General features: G+C 71.0%; 16 protein-coding genes. 6 read left to right on the forward strand and 10 right to left on the reverse strand.

The genetic code is table 11. The annotated features are described in order from the left end of the window. Positions 1 to 25: 25 nt before the first annotated feature. From ABZ016_RS15530 to ABZ016_RS15555, 6 genes are all read right to left on the reverse strand, one after another. The gene (locus tag ABZ016_RS15530; protein ID WP_356917125.1) at positions 26 to 1,813 is read right to left on the reverse strand and encodes an ABC transporter ATP-binding protein; all 1,788 of its coding nucleotides are present in this window, start codon (positions 1,811 to 1,813) and stop codon (positions 26 to 28) included. 2 nt (positions 1,814 to 1,815) lie between these two features. Beyond that, on the reverse strand, positions 1,816 to 2,874 hold the full coding sequence (locus tag ABZ016_RS15535) for an iron-siderophore ABC transporter substrate-binding protein (RefSeq protein ID WP_356917126.1): 1,059 nt from the start codon (positions 2,872 to 2,874) through the stop codon (positions 1,816 to 1,818). A gap of 91 nt (positions 2,875 to 2,965) precedes the next feature. After that, a complete protein-coding gene (locus ABZ016_RS15540) occupies positions 2,966 to 3,829 on the reverse strand; it encodes an ABC transporter ATP-binding protein (protein ID WP_356917127.1) in 864 nt (287 codons plus the stop codon). A gap of 40 nt (positions 3,830 to 3,869) precedes the next feature. After that, positions 3,870 to 4,973, reverse strand: a complete 1,104-nt coding sequence (locus tag ABZ016_RS15545; protein WP_356917128.1) for an iron ABC transporter permease — start codon at positions 4,971 to 4,973, stop codon at positions 3,870 to 3,872. Continuing rightward, positions 4,970 to 6,028 carry an iron ABC transporter permease gene (locus ABZ016_RS15550; protein WP_356917129.1) on the reverse strand — a complete coding sequence of 353 codons (1,059 nt, stop codon included), beginning with the start codon at positions 6,026 to 6,028 and terminating at the stop codon, positions 4,970 to 4,972. The genes ABZ016_RS15545 and ABZ016_RS15550 overlap by 4 nt, the downstream gene beginning before the upstream one ends. 92 nt (positions 6,029 to 6,120) lie before the next feature. Further along, a complete protein-coding gene (locus tag ABZ016_RS15555; protein WP_356917130.1) occupies positions 6,121 to 7,476 on the reverse strand; it encodes a lysine N(6)-hydroxylase/L-ornithine N(5)-oxygenase family protein in 1,356 nt (451 codons plus the stop codon). A 196-nt stretch (positions 7,477 to 7,672) separates the two neighbouring features. Here ABZ016_RS15555 and ABZ016_RS15560 point away from each other — a divergent pair, with 196 nt between their 5' ends. Next, on the forward strand, positions 7,673 to 8,620 hold the full coding sequence (locus ABZ016_RS15560; protein ID WP_356917131.1) for a methionyl-tRNA formyltransferase: 948 nt from the start codon (positions 7,673 to 7,675) through the stop codon (positions 8,618 to 8,620). Positions 8,621 to 8,665: 45 nt separating this feature from the next. Here ABZ016_RS15560 and ABZ016_RS15565 read toward each other — a convergent pair whose 3' ends face one another. After that, positions 8,666 to 9,031, reverse strand: a complete 366-nt coding sequence (locus ABZ016_RS15565; protein WP_356917132.1) for a transglycosylase family protein — start codon at positions 9,029 to 9,031, stop codon at positions 8,666 to 8,668. A 91-nt stretch (positions 9,032 to 9,122) separates the two neighbouring features. Continuing rightward, the gene (locus ABZ016_RS15570; RefSeq protein WP_356917133.1) at positions 9,123 to 10,001 is read right to left on the reverse strand and encodes an oxygenase MpaB family protein; all 879 of its coding nucleotides are present in this window, start codon (positions 9,999 to 10,001) and stop codon (positions 9,123 to 9,125) included. Positions 10,002 to 10,207: 206 nt separating this feature from the next. Here ABZ016_RS15570 and ABZ016_RS15575 point away from each other — a divergent pair, with 206 nt between their 5' ends. Further along, positions 10,208 to 10,630 carry a DUF350 domain-containing protein gene (locus ABZ016_RS15575; RefSeq protein WP_003988209.1) on the forward strand — a complete coding sequence of 141 codons (423 nt, stop codon included), beginning with the start codon at positions 10,208 to 10,210 and terminating at the stop codon, positions 10,628 to 10,630. 17 nt (positions 10,631 to 10,647) lie between these two features. On the opposite strand, the gene ABZ016_RS15580 is transcribed toward ABZ016_RS15575, so the two are convergent. Further along, a complete protein-coding gene (locus ABZ016_RS15580; RefSeq protein WP_356917134.1) occupies positions 10,648 to 11,445 on the reverse strand; it encodes a maleylpyruvate isomerase family mycothiol-dependent enzyme in 798 nt (265 codons plus the stop codon). Between the two features lie 54 nt (positions 11,446 to 11,499). Next, on the reverse strand, positions 11,500 to 12,507 hold the full coding sequence (locus tag ABZ016_RS15585; RefSeq protein WP_356917135.1) for an NADP-dependent oxidoreductase: 1,008 nt from the start codon (positions 12,505 to 12,507) through the stop codon (positions 11,500 to 11,502). Positions 12,508 to 12,799: 292 nt separating this feature from the next. Between ABZ016_RS15585 and ABZ016_RS15590 the strand changes: the two genes are divergently transcribed. The 4 genes from ABZ016_RS15590 (at position 12,800) to ABZ016_RS15605 (ending at position 16,659) form a co-directional block, all read left to right on the forward strand. Further along, positions 12,800 to 13,450 (forward strand): carboxymuconolactone decarboxylase family protein, encoded by a 651-nt coding sequence (locus tag ABZ016_RS15590; RefSeq protein WP_356917136.1) that lies wholly within the window; start codon positions 12,800 to 12,802, stop codon positions 13,448 to 13,450. A 675-nt stretch (positions 13,451 to 14,125) separates the two neighbouring features. Beyond that, the gene (locus ABZ016_RS15595) at positions 14,126 to 14,887 is read left to right on the forward strand and encodes an aldo/keto reductase (protein ID WP_356917137.1); all 762 of its coding nucleotides are present in this window, start codon (positions 14,126 to 14,128) and stop codon (positions 14,885 to 14,887) included. 36 nt (positions 14,888 to 14,923) lie between these two features. Beyond that, on the forward strand, positions 14,924 to 15,706 hold the full coding sequence (locus tag ABZ016_RS15600; protein ID WP_356917138.1) for an aldolase/citrate lyase family protein: 783 nt from the start codon (positions 14,924 to 14,926) through the stop codon (positions 15,704 to 15,706). Then, positions 15,706 to 16,659, forward strand: coding sequence for a phosphoglycerate dehydrogenase (locus ABZ016_RS15605; protein ID WP_356917139.1), 954 nt, complete (start codon positions 15,706 to 15,708; stop codon positions 16,657 to 16,659). Before ABZ016_RS15600 ends, ABZ016_RS15605 begins: the two co-directional genes overlap by 1 nt. Positions 16,660 to 16,694 lie beyond the last annotated feature (35 nt).

Raw genomic sequence — 16,694 nt, forward strand, 5'->3', positions numbered from 1 at the left:
CGGACCGACTCACTTCGGGGGTTGCTCAACTGCCCTCTCGCCAGGCGCGCCACAGTCGTGCGTACCGGCCGCCCAGTGCCACCAGTTCCTCGTGCGTTCCCTGCTCCACCACACGTCCCGCGTCCAGCACCGCGATCCGGTCCGCCGCCATGGCCTGGGTCAGCCGGTGGGCCACGAACAACGTGGTGCGGCCCGAGCAGGCGGCCAGCACGGCCCGTTCCAGCTCGGCGGCTCCCTCACTGCCCGCCTCCGCCGTCGACTCGTCGAGCACCACGACCGGCGCGCGGCCCAGCACCAGCCGGGCCAGGGCGATCTGGGCGACCTTGGTGACATCCAGGCGCTCCCCGCCCTCGCCGACCGTGGTGTTCAGTCCGTCGGGCAGTGCGTCGACCCACCCGTCCGCCCCTACCGTGCGCAGCGCGTCCTTCAGTTCGGCGTCGGTCGCCTCCGGTGCGGCCAGCCGCAGGTCGTCGGCGAGCGGGCCGGAGAACACGTGGGTCTCCTGCGTCAGGATGCTGACCAAGGCGCGCGCCCCGGCCTCGTCCTGAGCGGCGAGGTCGGTCGACCCGACGCGCACCGATCCGGCCTGCGGGGTGCCGATGCCCGCGATCAGCGCGGCCAGGGTCGTCTTGCCCGCGCCCGTCGCCCCCACCAGCGCGAGCGAGCCGCCGGCCGGGATCGTCAGGCTGACGTCCCGTAGCACCGGCTCCGCGCCGCCGGGGTAGCGGAACGTCAGTCCTTCGACCGTCACCGGGTACGGGCCGGCGTCCGCAGGCTCGACGGTCTCGTCGCCGACCAGCCGGTCCTCGGTGGGCTCCGTCAGCACCCCGACGAGCCGGGTCAGGCTCGCGCCCGACTTCTGTGCCTCGTCGAAGGTGAACATGATGGCGCCGAGCGGGACGAACAGCCGGTGGAACAGCAGCGGGGCCGCCGACACCTCGCCGAGGCTCGCGGCGTCGGCCTCCAGCAGGGCGTATCCCACCAGGAGGATCAGGGAGAGCCCGATGAACTCGGCGCGGTTCTCCCTGCCGACGAACCGGCCGAAGAACCGGAACACCTCGATGCCGAGGTCGCGCACCCGCCACGACTCCTGGGTGACCTTCTCCCGGAAGGCGCCCTCGAGGCGGTAGGCCCGGACCGTGTCGATGCCGTTCAGGCCGCTGATCAGGGCCTGTGCCCGATCGGCCTGGGCGGCCCGCTGCTTCCGGTAGAGCGGAGCGGACCGGGGGAGGTACCAGCGCAGGGCCAGCGCGTACGCGGGCAGCGCGCCGGCGCCGGCCAGGCCGAGCCGCCAGTCCAGCCCGAACATGCCGACCGTGGCGACGACGACCAGCACGCCTGCCGAGAACACCGTGGGGACAGCGGTACGGATGCCCTTGGAGATGACGGCCACGTCGTCGCCGACCCGGGAGAGGACGTCTCCCCGGCCGACCTGCTCGACCCGCGCGCTCGGCATCCCGAGCACCGCCCGGACGGCGCCTTCCCGCAGTCGCGCGAGCAGGTCCGCGCCCAGTCGCCCGATCAGGTAGGTCGAGACCGCGATGGCCGCCGCGCCGAGCAGGGCCGCTGCCACCATCAGCGCCCCGATCGTGACCAGGACGGATCGGGAGGCGCCCGCGACGACCCCGTCGACGACACGGCCGAGCAGGAGCACGGGGAGGACCTGAAGCGCCGACCCGGCCACCGTGGTGAGCACGGTGGCGACCGTCAGCCAGGGCGCTTCGCGGCAGTGCGCCGCGACCCATCGGGTGGCCTCGCGTCCGGTCGCCGTGCGCAGGGTCGCCGGGGCGACGCGCGTGTCGGTGACGCTCACACCTAGCCGACCGACTTGACGAGCTCGTCGATCGCGTACGGCATGGACAGCAGGGTGCCCTGCGAGATGGCCGCGCCGACGGCCGGGCCCTCGCTGTCCAGCAGGTAGGACACCTTGCCGTTCTTGACCGCGTCCAGGTTGGTGAACAGCTTGAACTTCTTCAGCGCCGTCGTGTCCGCCTTGTCGTTGATGACGAAGATGCGGTCGACGTCGACCAGGTCGATGCGTTCGGGCGAGAGCTTGGTGTAGAAGCTGCCGTCCGCGACCTTGTCGATCTCGGTCCGGTACTGGAAGCCGATGCCCGACACCAACCGGCCGCGCACGTCGGTGGAGGTGAACGGCGCCACCGAGTTCTCGTACCAGGACAGCGCGACGGCGGTTTCCTTGCCGAAAGCGGGGTGTTCCTTCTTGGCCGTGGCGAGCTGGTCCTGCACGTCCGCGATCATCTTCTCGCCCTCCTGTGCCTTGCCGAGGGCCTTGGCGATCTGCAGGGCGTTGTCCTGCCAGGGCGCACTGAAAGGCTCCTTCTCGGCCTTGGTGCGGCCCACGGTCGGAGCGATCCTGGAGAGCTTGTCGTAGGCGGACCGGTCGACCTCGGAGTAGACCGCGATGATGAGGTCGGGGCGCAGGGCGGCGATCTTCTCGTAGTTGGGGCCTGAGTCACCGTTCTTCATGACGACCTCGGGCCGGGTGCTGCCCCACTTGTCCTTCACCCAGGGCCACTGGGTGTTGATGTCGGGGCTCTTGCCCGCCGGGTTCGGGTACTGGTCGACCATGCCGACCGGCTTGATGCCGAACGCGAGGACGGTCTGGTCGTCCGTGTAGCCGACGGTGACGACCCGTTCGGGGGCCTTGGTGATCTCCGTGGATCCGAACGCGTGCTCCACCGTGACCGGGAACGCGCCACCGGCGGCGGTGGAGTTGCCGCCGCTCGCCTTGTCCGCGGAGTCGGACGAGTCGGAGCCGCATCCCGCGAGGAGACCGACGCCGAGCGTGGCGGCGGACAGGACGGCCGCCCACCGCCGCCAGGGCTTCGTCCGCGTCGTTCTGGTGAGGAGCATCCGCTTTCCCCTTGCTTTCGCGCTGTCCACTGCACCCCCGTCTAAGGGCAGGCAAACCTTAGCGTGAGCGGATGAGGTTAGCCTAGCCTAACTATTCCAACATTGGTGCGATCTGCGGCAGTTGAACGTGAGTGCGGCCGATGGGCACGATGAGCGGCCGGTCGCCGACCGGGTCGTCGATCACCTGGGCGCGCAGTCCGAACGCCTCGTGCAGCAGCTCGGCGGTGATCACGTCGCGCGGGTGTCCCTGCGCCAGGATCGAACCGTCCCTCATCACCACGAGGTTGTCGCTGTAGCGCACGGCCAGGTTGAGGTCGTGCAGCACCATGACCACGGTGCACCCCGACTCGTGCAGGTCGTCCACCAGGTCGAGCACGTCGATCGCGTGCGCCAGGTCCAGGTAGGTGGTCGGCTCGTCCAGCAGCAGCAGGTCGGTGCCCTGGGCCAACGTCATGGAGATCCAGACGCGTTGACGCTGTCCCCCGGACAGGGAGTCCACCGGGCGGTCGCCGAGGTCGGACACCCCGGTCATGGCCAGCGCGCGCTCCACGACGGCGGCGTCGTCCGACGACCACTGCCGCAGCCAGCTCTGATGCGGATGGCGGCCCCTGGCGACCAGGTCCGACACCGTCAGCCCGTCCGGCGCGACCGGCGCCTGCGGCAGCAGGCCGAGCTTCTTCGCCACGTCCCTGGTCCGGAGCCTGCCGATGTCGTCGCCGTCCAGCACGACTGTGCCCCTGGCGGGCTTGAGCAGCCGTGACAGGGTCCGCAACAGGGTCGACTTCCCACAGCCGTTGGGACCGATGATCGTGGTGACGACTCCCGACGGGATCGCCACGTCGAGATCCTCGATGACCGTCCGGGCGCCGTACCCGACCGTGACGCCCTCGGCCGCCAGCCGTGCGGCCTCGACGACTTCGGGCCCCGTCTCGATTGTTGTGTGCTGAGCGCCCACAAGTCCCCCTCCGTTCGTACTTCCTGATCTTTTGCACCGGCTATCTGAGGTTCGCCCGCACCAGCAGATAGACGAGGAAGGGGCCGCCGATCACGGCGGTGACCACTCCGACCGGGAGGCTGATCGGCAGCGCCGTGCGCGCGATCAGGTCCGCGCCGATCAGCAGCAGGGCTCCCATCACACCGGACGCCACCATCGGCGGCGTCGGGCACCTCGCCAGCCGCATGGCCACCTGCGGCGCCACCAGGGCGACGAACGGGACCGGGCCGGCCGCGCTCACCGCCACACCGGCCAGCAGCACCGCGCACAGCAACAGAACCGCGCGCACCCGCGTGTACCGGACGCCCAGACCCGCCGCGACGTCGTCCCCGAGGTGCATCGGCCTGAACTGGAAGGCGGCACACGCCACGACCACGAGGAGGACGAGCGTGCCCCAGATCGCGATGCGGACCTCGTCCCAGGAACGGTCGTCCAGCGAGCCGACCAGCCACGCCTGAGCCCGGGCCACGTCCCTGATGTCGGCCGTGACCAGGAGCCAGGTCGTGATCGCCTCCATCACGGCGCTCACCGAGATGCCGATGAGGATGAGCCGGAGACCGTCGATCCCGCGCCGCCACGCCAGGAAGTACACCAGCAGCCCCGTGCCCAGCCCGCCCGCGAGCGCCGCCGCGGACAGGCCCACGGAGTCGACGATCGCCGAGGCGGCCCCGCCGGACACCGTCACCAGGAACACGGCGACCGCACCGGCGCCCCCGGTGATCCCGAGAATGTCGGGGCTGGCCAGCGGATTGCGTGCGACGGACTGTGTGATCGCCCCGGACACCCCCAGCGCGACGCCGACGACGAGCCCGGCCAGGGCCCGCGGCATCCGCAGGTCCATGATGACGAACTCGTCGACCTGCTCTCCCCGGCCGAGGAGTGTGGCGATCACCTGGGGCAGTCCGATGGGGAAGTCGCCGACGCCGATGGACAGGCAGAACACCAGGAAGGCCGCCGCCGCCAGCAGCAGGGTGACGAGGACGATCCAGGGCCGCCAGACGAACGACACACCCGCGAACCGCAGGCCCGGAGCGACCGTTGCCCTCACGTCCGCCCCGTTCGGCTTCACACCCGCTCCGTTCGGCTTCACACCCATCCCGTTCATACGTTCTTGAACTTTCCGCGCCACACCAGCGCCGCGAAGAACGGGGCGCCCAGGAGGGCGACGAGGACACCCGCGTCCAGCTCGCCCGGCCGCACCACCTGCCGGCCGACGATGTCGCAGACCAGCAGGACGACGGCGCCGAGCAGTCCGGCGTACGGCACCAGCCAGCGGTAGTCCGGCCCCGTCAGATGGCGTGCCACGTGCGCGACCATGAGCCCGAGGAACGCGATGGGCCCGCAGGCCGCCGTCGCCGCCCCCGCCAGCAGCGTGATGGCGGTGATGCCGACGGTCCGGCTCAGGGCGATGTTGACCCCGAGACCCCGGGCCACGTCGTCACCCAGGTTGAGGAGGTTGATGGCGGGCAGCGTGGTCAGCGCCAACGCCAGCCCGGCCCCGATGAAACCGGTCACCGGCCAGATGACGTCGAAGCCGACGCCGGCCACCGAGCCCGCGTGCCAGAAGCGCAGCGCGTTCAGGGACTCCTTGTCCGACAGCGCGACCGCCGTGGTCATCGCCGCGAGGAACACCGCGACCCCTTGCCCGGCCAGGGCGAGCGTCAGCGGGTTGCCGGCCCCCCTGCCGATGCTCGCCAGCCCGAACACGACGACACCGGCCGCCGCTGCCCCCAGGAAGGCGAACCAGACGTACTGGAACGGGTCGGTGAGTCCGAACAGCGCGATCACCGACACCACGGCGAACGAGGCCCCGGTGTTCACCCCCAGCAGACCCGTGTCGGCGATCGGGTTGCGCGTGTACCCCTGGATCAACGCCCCGCCGACCCCCAGGGCGATGCCCGCCACGATCGCGAGCACCGTCCGGGGCACCCGTACGGTCTGGACGATGAGCCTGATCTCGGTGTGCTGCCCGTCGGAGTCGGGTGCGGCGAAGAGCCCGTGCCACACCTCGGCGGGGCTCAAGGCGCGCGCGCCGACGGCCAGCGACACCGCTCCGGCGATCACGAGGATCACCACCAGCGTGCACAGACCCACAACCCGTCGCCGACGGGCCGGTGTGGTGGCCTTGAGCGCGGGGCGCTCGACTGCGGTCGTGCCCATGTCGACGTACGTTGTCCCTTTGACTCTGGAAGGAATGAGCTCCAACGTCGCCTACGCTCAGGCCTGTTGGAGGCTCGCCGCAAGCAGGCGGGCTATCGGGCGGTGCTGCCCGTCCCGTCGGCCACCGTCCGGGCCTCGGCAGCGGCGGACTTGAGGCTCCGGTCGAGCAGCGAGTCCAGGATCTCGCCGACCCTGACGGCGGTGTTGGACAGCAGGGACGACGTGATGCCGTGGGTGTGCTCGGTGCCGCCCTGCAGATAGATGCCGCAGTGCAGGCCCGGGTCGGTCGCGATGCGGTAGTCGCGCTCGACGCGGACGCGGCCCGCGTCGTCCCGTAGGCAGTGGTCGGCGACCTCGCCGAGGAGCCCGAGCGGGTCGACGGGGCTGTAGCCGGTGGCGAAGACCACGACGTCCGCGTCGAGCGGTGTCTCGTCGCCCGTGACGAGGGAGGTCACGGTGGCACGGACCTTGTCCGGCGTCTCCTTGACGTCGGTGAGCCGTGACACGTTGAGGAAGCGGAGCCGCTCGGTGCCGAGGACCTGCTCCCGGTACATCTGCCGGTACAGGTCGTCGATCAGGTCGATGTCCACCACGGAGTAGTTCGTGTTGCCGTGGTAGTCCATGAGCCGGCGTTTGACGTTCTCGGGCGCCGCGAAGTACTCGTCGACCGCGGCGGGGTCGAAGATCCGGTTGGCGAAGCTGCTGTCGTCGGCGGGGCTGTAGCCGTAGCGGGAGAAGACCGCGCAGATCTCGGCCTCGGGGAAGCGGCGGTGCAGGTAGGCGACGTTCTCGGCGGCGCTCTGACCCGCGCCCACGACGACGAACCGGGAGGGCGCGGTGCCCTCCAGTTCACCGACCCTCGCCAGGAGTTCGGAGTTGTGCCAGACACGGTCGCCGCGCTCCACGCCCTCCGGCATGAGGGGACGCAGGCCGGTACCGATGACGAGATTGCGGGCCCGGTGGACCATGAGCCCCTCCCCCGACCGGACCGTCACCTCCAGGTGCTCCACGGCACCGTCGCGGACGACCGGCGTGACGCCGACGACCTCGTGACCGTAGGAGACCATGCCCTCGACCTGGGCCGCGGCCCACTCGAAGTAGTCGTGGAACTCCACCCGCAGCGGGAAGAGGTTCTTGTGGTTGATGAAGTCGACCAGCCGCCCCTTGCTCTTCAGATAGCAGAGGAAGCTGAACTCGCTGGCCGGGTTCCGGAGCGTCACCAGGTCCTTGAGGAAGGACACCTGCATGGTCGCGTCGTCGATGAGCATGCCGCGGTGCCAGCCGAAGGAGGGCTGCTGCTCGAAGAAGCGGGCGGTGATCACCTCCTGCCTTCCGACCCGTGCGTTGTGCTCGCCGACGGCGATCGCCATGGCCACATTGGACGGCCCGAAGCCGATGCCGATGAGGTCGTGTACCGGTGTTGCGTCACCAGGAAGAACCCGTGACATGTCTCTCCCATCGTGCGGGGCAGTCGCCTGTCAGGCGTGGGGAAAGTACGCGGAGCGGGCACGCCGACGGAGCGGCAGACCGAGAAACTTAGGTGAGCCTAAGCTCTCAAGTGCGCGGCCACAAGGGGCTGTTGTGTACTAAGGCTAGCCTTGCTTTACTTGCCCTCGGTTCATCCCTGCCTCGAGGAGGAAGCCCATGCGGGTCGTCATGTTCGGCTACCAGACCTGGGGGCATCGCACCCTGCAAGCCCTCCTGAACTCCGAACACGACGTGGTCCTCGTGGTGACACACCCCAAGAGCGAGCACGCGTACGAGAAGATCTGGAACGACTCCGTCGCCGACCTCGCGGAGGAACACGGCGTCCCGGTGGTGATCCGCAACCGTCCGGATGACGACGAGTTGTTCCGGCGCCTCAAGGAGGCCGACCCGGACATCATCGTGGCGAACAACTGGCGCACCTGGATCCCGCCGCGCATCTTCGGCCTGCCGCGCCACGGCACCCTGAACGTGCACGACTCGCTGCTGCCGAAGTACGCCGGCTTCTCCCCGCTGATCTGGGCACTGATCAACGGCGAGACCGAAGTCGGCGTCACGGCGCACATGATGAACGACGAACTCGACGCCGGCGACATCGTCCGGCAGGAGGCGGTGCCGGTCGGGCCGGCGGACACCGCCACCGACCTCTTCCACAAGACCGTCGACCTCATCGCCCCGGTCACCACCGGCGCGCTCGCCCTCATCGCCGAGGGGCGGACGGAGTTCACCGCGCAGGACCGGTCGCAGGCCAGCTTCTTCCACAAGCGGTCCCTCGAGGACAGCCGCATCGACTGGGCCTGGCCGGCGGAGGACCTCCAGCGACTGGTCCGCGCCCAGTCCGAGCCGTACCCCAGCGCCTACACCTTCCACAAGGGCAAGCGACTCGAGGTCCTCGCCGCCGTGGTGTCCGAGGGCCGCTACGGCGGCACGCCCGGCCGCATCTTCTATCGGGAGGGCGACGGTGTGGTCGTCGTCGCGGGGGCCGACGCCCGCACCGGCCGCAACCACGGCCTGGCCATCACACGCGTACGGACGGAGGACGGCCGGGAGTTGGGCGCGACGGAGTACTTCACTTCCATGGGCGGTTACCTCACCAGCCGTCCCTGAGCGGCGGAGGCGGCGGGCCGGGAGTGTTCGCGGGTCAGCGCGCACTCACGCGCAGGACCATGCGGACATTCCCTGCAAGGCGGCGAGACGTTCGGCGACGGCGATCTGTTCCTTGCGGGTGGCCAGGTCGGCGCGCGGGGCGTACTTCCGTCCACCGGCGGCGACCCAGCTGGACTGGGTGAACTGCAGCCCGCCGTAGTGGCCGTTGCCGGTGTTCGCCTTCCAGTTGCCACTGGACTCGCACTCTGCGATGGCGTCCCAGTCGGTCGCGGACGGAGCAGGCGGCAGGGCCTCGGCTCTGGTGGCAACACCCAATATCGCGGCGGTCACCAGCAGGACGAGTGCCGGACTCAGCCTGTGTCGGCGGCCGTCGCGCGTACTGATCGTTTCAGCGTTCTGTGACGAGATCATAGATAGACCGTTGCACCGCCTTGTACCAGTGGCGATTTGAGAGCGAGGACTACTGGGCCAAAAGGCTGCACCGTCCAGGCGGACACCGGCGCTATGCCGCCTCGCGGGACGGTGTCAGGGCCCAGCGGATCCCCGCGGTCACCGCCGAGCCGAGCGGGCGCACGCACGGGCCCTCAAGTGCGGGGAGCCGCGGCAGCCACAGGGCACGCGAGGCCCAGAGCGGCAGGAGGGACACGGCGTTGGCGGCGATGACGCCGTACGGGATGCGGGCGAGGAACGGGACCGGTGGATTCAGCAGCAGGAAGCGGGCCGAGCTGCGCGCTTCCCCGGTGGCGCGCAGCTCGCCGCGGTAGGCGGCCAGGCGCGCGGTGAGTTCGGCGACGTCCGCCGGCGGGTCCGGGACGCCGAGCGCCGTGGCGACCCGCGCCATGTCTGCCACGTAGCCGTCGCATTCCTCGTCGTCGAGCGGATGCGCCCCGTAACGCTGATGGGCGCGCAGGAAACTGTCGGTCTCGGCGACGTGCACCCAGCACAGCAGGTGGGGGTCGGCGGCGGAGTAGGGCTGACCGTCGGCGGTCGTGCCGCGCACCGTCTCGTGGACGGCCCGCACGCGGTGGCAGGCCTCCTGAGCGCTCCGGGCGGGCCCGTAGGTGGTGGTCGCCAGGAAGGTACTGGTCCGCTGCAGCCGTCCCCACGGATCTCCGCGGAAGCCCGAGTGCCCGGCCACGGCGGCCATGGCCAGTGGATGGAGCGACTGGAGCAGCAGGGCCGACAGGCCGCCGATGAACATCGCGGCGTCCCCGTGCACCCGCCTGACGGGCCGCTCGGGGCCGAACCAGCGTGGGCCGGGTGTGCCGTGGATCCGCGTTCGGTTCTCCGTGCCGTCCGGGCCCGCCACACGGGAGAAGATCTCGTTGCCGAGCCGGTCACGCAGCGAGGGGCCGCCTGCCGGAACGATTCTCCTGGTCATGGCGCCCTCCTGACCTGGGCGACGGCGGGGTTCAGCCCGCATGTGACTGCTCTTCTGACCCGGTTCCCCTCACGCAGGCGTTCCCACGCACATCCGGGGTCCCGAGCTGCCAGGGGCCCGGCCAGGGCGACGATCAGGTGCGTTACATTTTGCTTCTCCTTGACCGCGATCACTCACGATCTCTCACGCTACGGAGCCGCGCACCCATGAGCGACATCGTCAACGGGCTTGGCAGGGCCACCGCTTATGGCGGGCTGGGGCTGGTCCTGCTGGTCCTCGGCATCGTCCTGGTCGACGTGCTGACGCCCGGAAAGCTCGGCCGGCAGATATGGGAGGAGCGCAACCGCAACGCCGCCATGGTGCTCAGCTCCGCGCTGCTCGGGATCGGCGGCATCGTCTTCACGTCCATCTGGACGACGTACGAGGACTTCGGCAAGGGGCTGGTCTCGACCGCGGCGTTCGGTCTGCTGGGTCTGGTGATGATGGCGGTGGCGTTCCTGGTGGTGGACCTGATCACGCCGGGGCGCCTGGGCGCGGCCCTGGTCGAGCCGGAGCCGCACCCCGCGGTCTGGGTGACGGCGTCCTGCAATCTCGCCGTGTCGGCCATCCTCTCGGCTTCCATCGCCTAGGCGCCCGGGCCCGGTCCTCAGAACGCGGAGTTGGCGAACCAGTGGGCCAGCAGGTGCTCATCCCCCTCGTGGGCGAGTGCCTCGGCTTGGTAGGGCAGTCGGCCGTAGACGAGCAGGAGCAGGTCGGCCGCGGTTCCCTGGACGGTCGCGTCGGCGTCGGCCTCGGCCGGGTGGTCCGGGTCGAGGCCGAAACCGTCGGGCCGCAGGCGGACGACCCAGGTGTCGTCCCCGTCGGTCGCGCGGAAGCGGATGGCCCTGCCGGGGCCGCGCAGGTTGGCCACCTCGGGGGCGAAGAAGGCGGCGAAGGGCAGGTTGACGAGGAACTCGTCGATCCCGTCGAGCGCGACCGGGCGGTCGATCACCGGCCGGAGCCCCAGTGCGAGCTCGGCGTCGGCCCGGTGCAGCAGCGTCTCGAAGAGCATCCGGCGGGCCCAGAACCGGGCGTGCTGATCGTCGCCCCAGGCCCACATCGGCAGGTCAGGGTCGGTGGCCGCGAAGGCGTCCGCGGCCACGGTCGCGCTCTCGGCCAGCCAGTCAGCGTAGCCGTCCTCGTGGTCCGGGAGCCGAAGGTCCACGTCCCGCGTGCGCGGGGGCTCCTGGACGCGCGCCCGCAACAGGACCGAGAACCAGCGCTGGACGCTGCCTGTGTGCTTGACCAGGTCGGCCAGCGTCCAGCCGGGGCAGCCGGGCACCGCCGTGGCCAGGTCGGCGTCCTGGACCACCGCTACGAACCGGGCGGTCTCCGCCGCGACCGCCGTGCGGTGATCGGCCGAGGTGAGACCGGATGCGTGGTGGGTGTGGTCAGACGTGGTCATCGTGAGTGCCTTCCGTCTGTCCCGGCCGGGTGGTGACATCGCTCGCGACCCCGGTCATGCCAGCTCCAGCACGAGCTTGCCGACGTTCTCGCCGCGGAAGAGCATCTGCAGGGTCTCAGGGAAGTCGTCCACGGTGCCTTTCACGACGTGTTCCTTGACCTTGATGCGGCCGTCGCCGATCCAGGCGGCGATCTCCTGTGCGGCCTCCGCGTAGCGCTTGGCGTAGTCGAAGACGACGAAGCCTTCCATGCGGGCGCGGCGCACCAGCAGCGAGAGGTAGTTGGAGGGGCCCTTGACCGGTGTGGCGTTGTTGTACTGGCTGATCGCGCCGCAGACCACGACCCGCGCGTGCATCGCCAGCCGGGTCAGGGCGGTGTCGAGGATGTCCCCTCCGACGTTGTCGAAGTAGACGTCGATGCCGTCCGGGGCGTGTTCGCGCAGCGCCTTCTTGATGTCGTCGGCCCGGTAATCGATCGCCGCGTCGAATCCGAGTTCGCCGGTGAGCATGGCGCACTTCTCGGGTCCTCCGGCGATGCCCACGACCCGGCAGCCCTTGGCCTTCGCGATCTGACCGGCGATGGTGCCGACCGCGCCGGCCGCCCCGGACACCACGACGGTCTCGCCGTCCCGCAGCGCGCCGACGTCCAGCAGGCCGAAGTAGGCGGTCATGCCGGGCATGCCCAGCGCCCCGAGGTAGGTCGAGGGCGGGGCGAGAGACGTGTCGATCTTCAAGGCGCCCCGACCGTCGGAGATCACGTACTCCTGGACGCCGAACGTGCCGACGACGTGGTCGCCGGGCTGGAAGTCGGGGTGGTTGGACGCGGTGACCTCGACGACGGATCCGGCGCGCATCACTTCGCCGATGCCCACCGGCGGCAGGTAGGAGGGACGGTCGTCCAGCCAGCCCCGCATCGCCGGGTCGAGGGAGATGACGCGTGTCCGGCCCGCGAAGCAACCCGGGCCCGGCTCGTCGACGGACCCTGAACAGTGCTGCCAGTCCTCTGGGGTGACCTGGCCCACGGGGCGGGCTGCCAGACGGATCTGGCGGTTGGTCGCAGACATCGCGTCTCCTGTCGTTCGCGTTTCGCCGCAGAGTACCGACCAGTAGGTATGCCAGGCTGCATGATGTTCGCCACACCCGAGGCATATCGCCCGCCGACCGTTGTCCGGCGCGGGAGCGCGACGCTGGGCAGGGTGTGGGGTGGTCCCCCGGCACCCGACCCTTGTACAACTGCACTCATCGGCATGGCTGCACATGGCGCCCGCGTCGACGCGCGTCCGACGCGGCGCCGGTCCTCCTTGCCCAGAGCCGCCCGTGCTACCGCCCACCCCGACGAACTGTGCGGAGACCACCATGACCGATGAGCAGCAGCACAGCCCCTACGGCGCCGCCCCGGACACCGGCCCGCGTCTCGCGCCGCTGCCGGAGAAGGACTGGGACCCGTCCGCCCGGGAGTTGCTCGCCCTGATTCCACGGGACGCCGACGGCCACCTCCCCAACGTCTTCACCACCTTGGTGCGCCACCCCGGCCTCTTCCGGCACTTCCTGCCCTTCGGCAGCCATCTGCTGCGCGACGGCCGTCTGCCGCACCGGACCCGGGAACTGCTGATCCTGCGCACCGCGTGCAACACCCGGGCCGGTTACGAATGGGGACGGCACGTACCGCTGGCCAGGGCCGTCGGGGTCACCGACGAGGAGATCCGGCGGATCGGCGCGGGCCCGGACGCCGAGGGGTGGACACCGGCCGACGCCCGTCTGCTGCGCGCCGCCGACGAACTGCACCGTGACGCACGCCTGTCCGCAGCCACCTGGTCCGAACTCGCCGCCGACCACGACGAGACACAGCTGATCGAAATCACCATGCTCGTCGGCCAGTACCACATGGTCGCGTTCTTCCTGAACTCCGCCGGTACCCGGCTTGAGCCCGGCTTCGAGACGGAAACCCTCCCCGCGCCCACCGGGACCGGCGCGGAGGCGTCGGAACCGGCACCCGGTGAGGCCTGAGCCGCGGTACCCGCGAACCGTTCCCCCGACCTCCTGACCGGCCGGGTCGGGCCCTCCCGACCCGGCCGTTCCCGCGCCGTCGGCACTTCCGCCCCCTCCTGTCCCCGCCGGCCTCTCCACGACAGCGCCACTCCCCGCCTCCGTACCGCGCCCTCGGCATTGCATCCGGCCACATCAGATGCCACCAGGAAGTGCGCGAAGTGCGCGAGAACTCTTGCGCACTTCGCGCAGTCATGCGAGCGTTCCCCTGGCACCGCCGCTCATCATCCAGCGGACGGCGATGCCACCTGCGCACTTCGCGCACCACGCGCACTTCCGACGCACATCAGGCGTCTGAAGCGGCGCATCCCGCACCCCCCGTGACTCGGGCATCGCACACGCGACAACAAGCCACTGGCACGACCCGCGCCTCTGCACCACCGGCACCGCCGCACCACCCGCCCCGGAAGGAACCGCCGTGACCGTCGGCATCGATCTCCCGCACGTCCCCGTCCCGCTGTCCCGTCTCGTCCTGGGCACGATGACCTTCGGCGACACCGCGGACCGCGCGACGGCCGCGTCGATGCTGGACACCGCACTCGACGCGGGCATCACCGGCGTGGACACCGCCAACGGCACGCGGGCGGCGAGAGCGAGCGCATCCTCGCCGAGCTCCTGCCCGGCCGCCGCGACCGGATGGTCCTCGCCACCAAGGCCGGCATCCCGCACCCCGACCAGGGCGACCACGCGCCGCTCTCCCCCGAGGGCCTGCGCGCCGCGCTCGACGGCAGCCTCAAGCGCCTGGGCACCGACCACGTCGACCTCTTCTACCTGCACCAGCCGGACCGTGCGACGCCGGTCGCCGAAACCCTGGCGGCCGTCGCCGGGTTCGTGCGGGAGGGCAAGGTGCTCGCGCTCGGCGTCTCCAACTTCGCGGCCTGGCAGATCGCCGAACTCAGCCGCGTGGCCGCCGAGGTCGGCGCGCCCCTCCCGGTCGTCGCCCAGCAGCTGCACAATCTCCTCGCACGGCGGATCGAGGAGGAGTACGTCGAGTACGCGGCCGTCACCGGGCTGCGGACGATGGTCTACAACCCGCTCGGCGGCGGTCTGCTCACCGGCCGCCACACCTTCGAACAGGACCCGGACAGCGGCCGTTTCGGTGATTCCAAGCTGGCCGCGATGTACCGCGAGCGCTACTGGAACGAGGGTTTGTTCCGCGCCGTCACCGACCTCACCCGTATCGCCTCCGACGTGGGTCTTCCGCTGACCGCCCTCGCCCTGCGCTGGCTGCTGTCCCGCCCCTCCACCGACGCACTGCTGCTCGGCGGTTCCCGGGTCGAACACCTCGAGGCCAACATCGCCGCCGCTGCCGAGGGCGAGCTGCCCGCCGAGGTGCTTGCCGCGTGCGACGAGGTGGGCGCCGGCCTGCGCGGCCCGATGCCGGCCTACAACCGCTGAGCCCCCTCCCCCACCCAGACCGTTACGGAGACCTTCATGGCAACCGGCCGCACCTCAGCCGAGTTCACCGCCGCCCTGCGCGCCCGCGAACGGCTCATCGGCTACTGGTCGCTGCTCGACTCGCCGATCGCCGCCGAGCGCCTCGCCCGCATCGGCTACGACTACCTCGCCTTCGACGCCCAGCACGGGCTCTTCGGCTACCAGGGCATGCTGGGCAACCTTCTGGCCACCGACACCAAGGGCAGTACCGCCGTCGGCATGGTGCGCGTGGAGGCCAACGACCCCACCTACATCGGGAAGGCGCTCGACGCGGGCGCGACCGCCGTCATCGTCCCGCTGATCGACAGTGCCCAGGACGCCGCCGACGCCGTCGCCGCCGTCCGCTACCCCCCGCTGGGCCGCCGCTCGTACGGGCCGATGCGCGCCCAGCTCCGGATCGGGCCCGACCCGGCGGGCACCCACGAGCAGACCGCCGTCCTCGCGATGATCGAGACGGCCGACGGTCTCGCCGACGTGGAGGAGATCTGCGCGACGCCCGGCCTCGACGGCATCTACGTCGGCCCGTCCGACCTGCGCCTGGCCATCGGCGGCGCGACCTCCACCGACCCTTCCGTACAGGAGGAGTTCGAGCAGGCCCTGGCCCGCATCAGCAAGGCGGCCGAGGCGGCGGGCATCGCGGCCGGCATCCACAACGCCGACGGCGCGAGCGCGGCGCGCCGCCTCGCCGAGGGCTTCACCTTCGCCTCGGTCGCGGCCGACATCGTCCACCTGCAGCAGGTCGCCACGTCGCACCTCGACGCGGCGCGTGGAGCACACTGATGCCGACCACGCTCATCACGACACCCACCTTCGCACGGCATTCGGCGCGCCCCTGGCAGATCCTCGAGGAGTCCGGGGCCGGGCCGCTCCGCCCCTGCGCCGACGCGCCCCTGCCCACCGCCGAACTGTTCGCCCACGCCGCCGAGGCGGATGCCCTGATCGTCGGCATGGACGCCGTCACGGCCGAAGTGCTGGACGCCGCCCCCCGCCTCAAGGTGATCGCCAAACACGGCGTCGGCGTGGACACCATCGATGTCGCCGCCGCCCACGCCCGCGGCATACCGGTCGTGTGCGCGCCGGGCAGCAACTCCCGCGCGGTGGCCGAGTACAGCTTCGGCCTGCTGCTGTCGGCGGCGCGCTCCCTCACCGCCTCGCACACCGCGGTGACGGCGGGCGGCTGGCCGAAGGTGTTCGGCCCCGAACTGCACGGCAAGACGCTCGGCATCGTCGGCTTCGGCCGTATCGGCCGTCTCCTCGCCGGCTACGCCCACGCCTTCGGGATGCGGGTGCTCGCCCACGACCCGTACGTCCCCGACGACGACGTCCGCGCACACGGCGCCGAACCGGCGGGTCTCGACGACCTGCTGGCCCGCGCCGACGCAGTCAGCCTGCACTCCCCGCCCGACCCGTCCGGCACGCCGCTGCTGGACAGTGCCCGCCTCGAGGCGATGCGGCCGGGCGCGATCCTCGTCAACGCGGCGCGCGGCGGCCTCGTCGACGAGAGCGCGCTCGCTCGCCTGCTGCGTTCCGGACACCTCAGGGCCGCGGCCCTCGACGCCTTCAGCACCGAGCCGCTGCCCGCCGACCACCCCCTGCGCGGGGCCCCTCGCACCCTCCTCACCTCGCACATGGCCGCCTGCACTCCGGAGGCCAACCAGGCCATGGGCGTGATGGTGGCCGAGGACGTCGTCCGCGCACTGGCAGGCAGGGCGCCGCACCACCAGGCCCGCTGACCCTTCCGCCCCAAGTCCGGCCCCCAGCCCTCCGG

Source organism: Streptomyces sp. NPDC006372, from assembly GCF_040612515.1.
Taxonomy (GTDB): domain Bacteria; phylum Actinomycetota; class Actinomycetes; order Streptomycetales; family Streptomycetaceae; genus Streptomyces.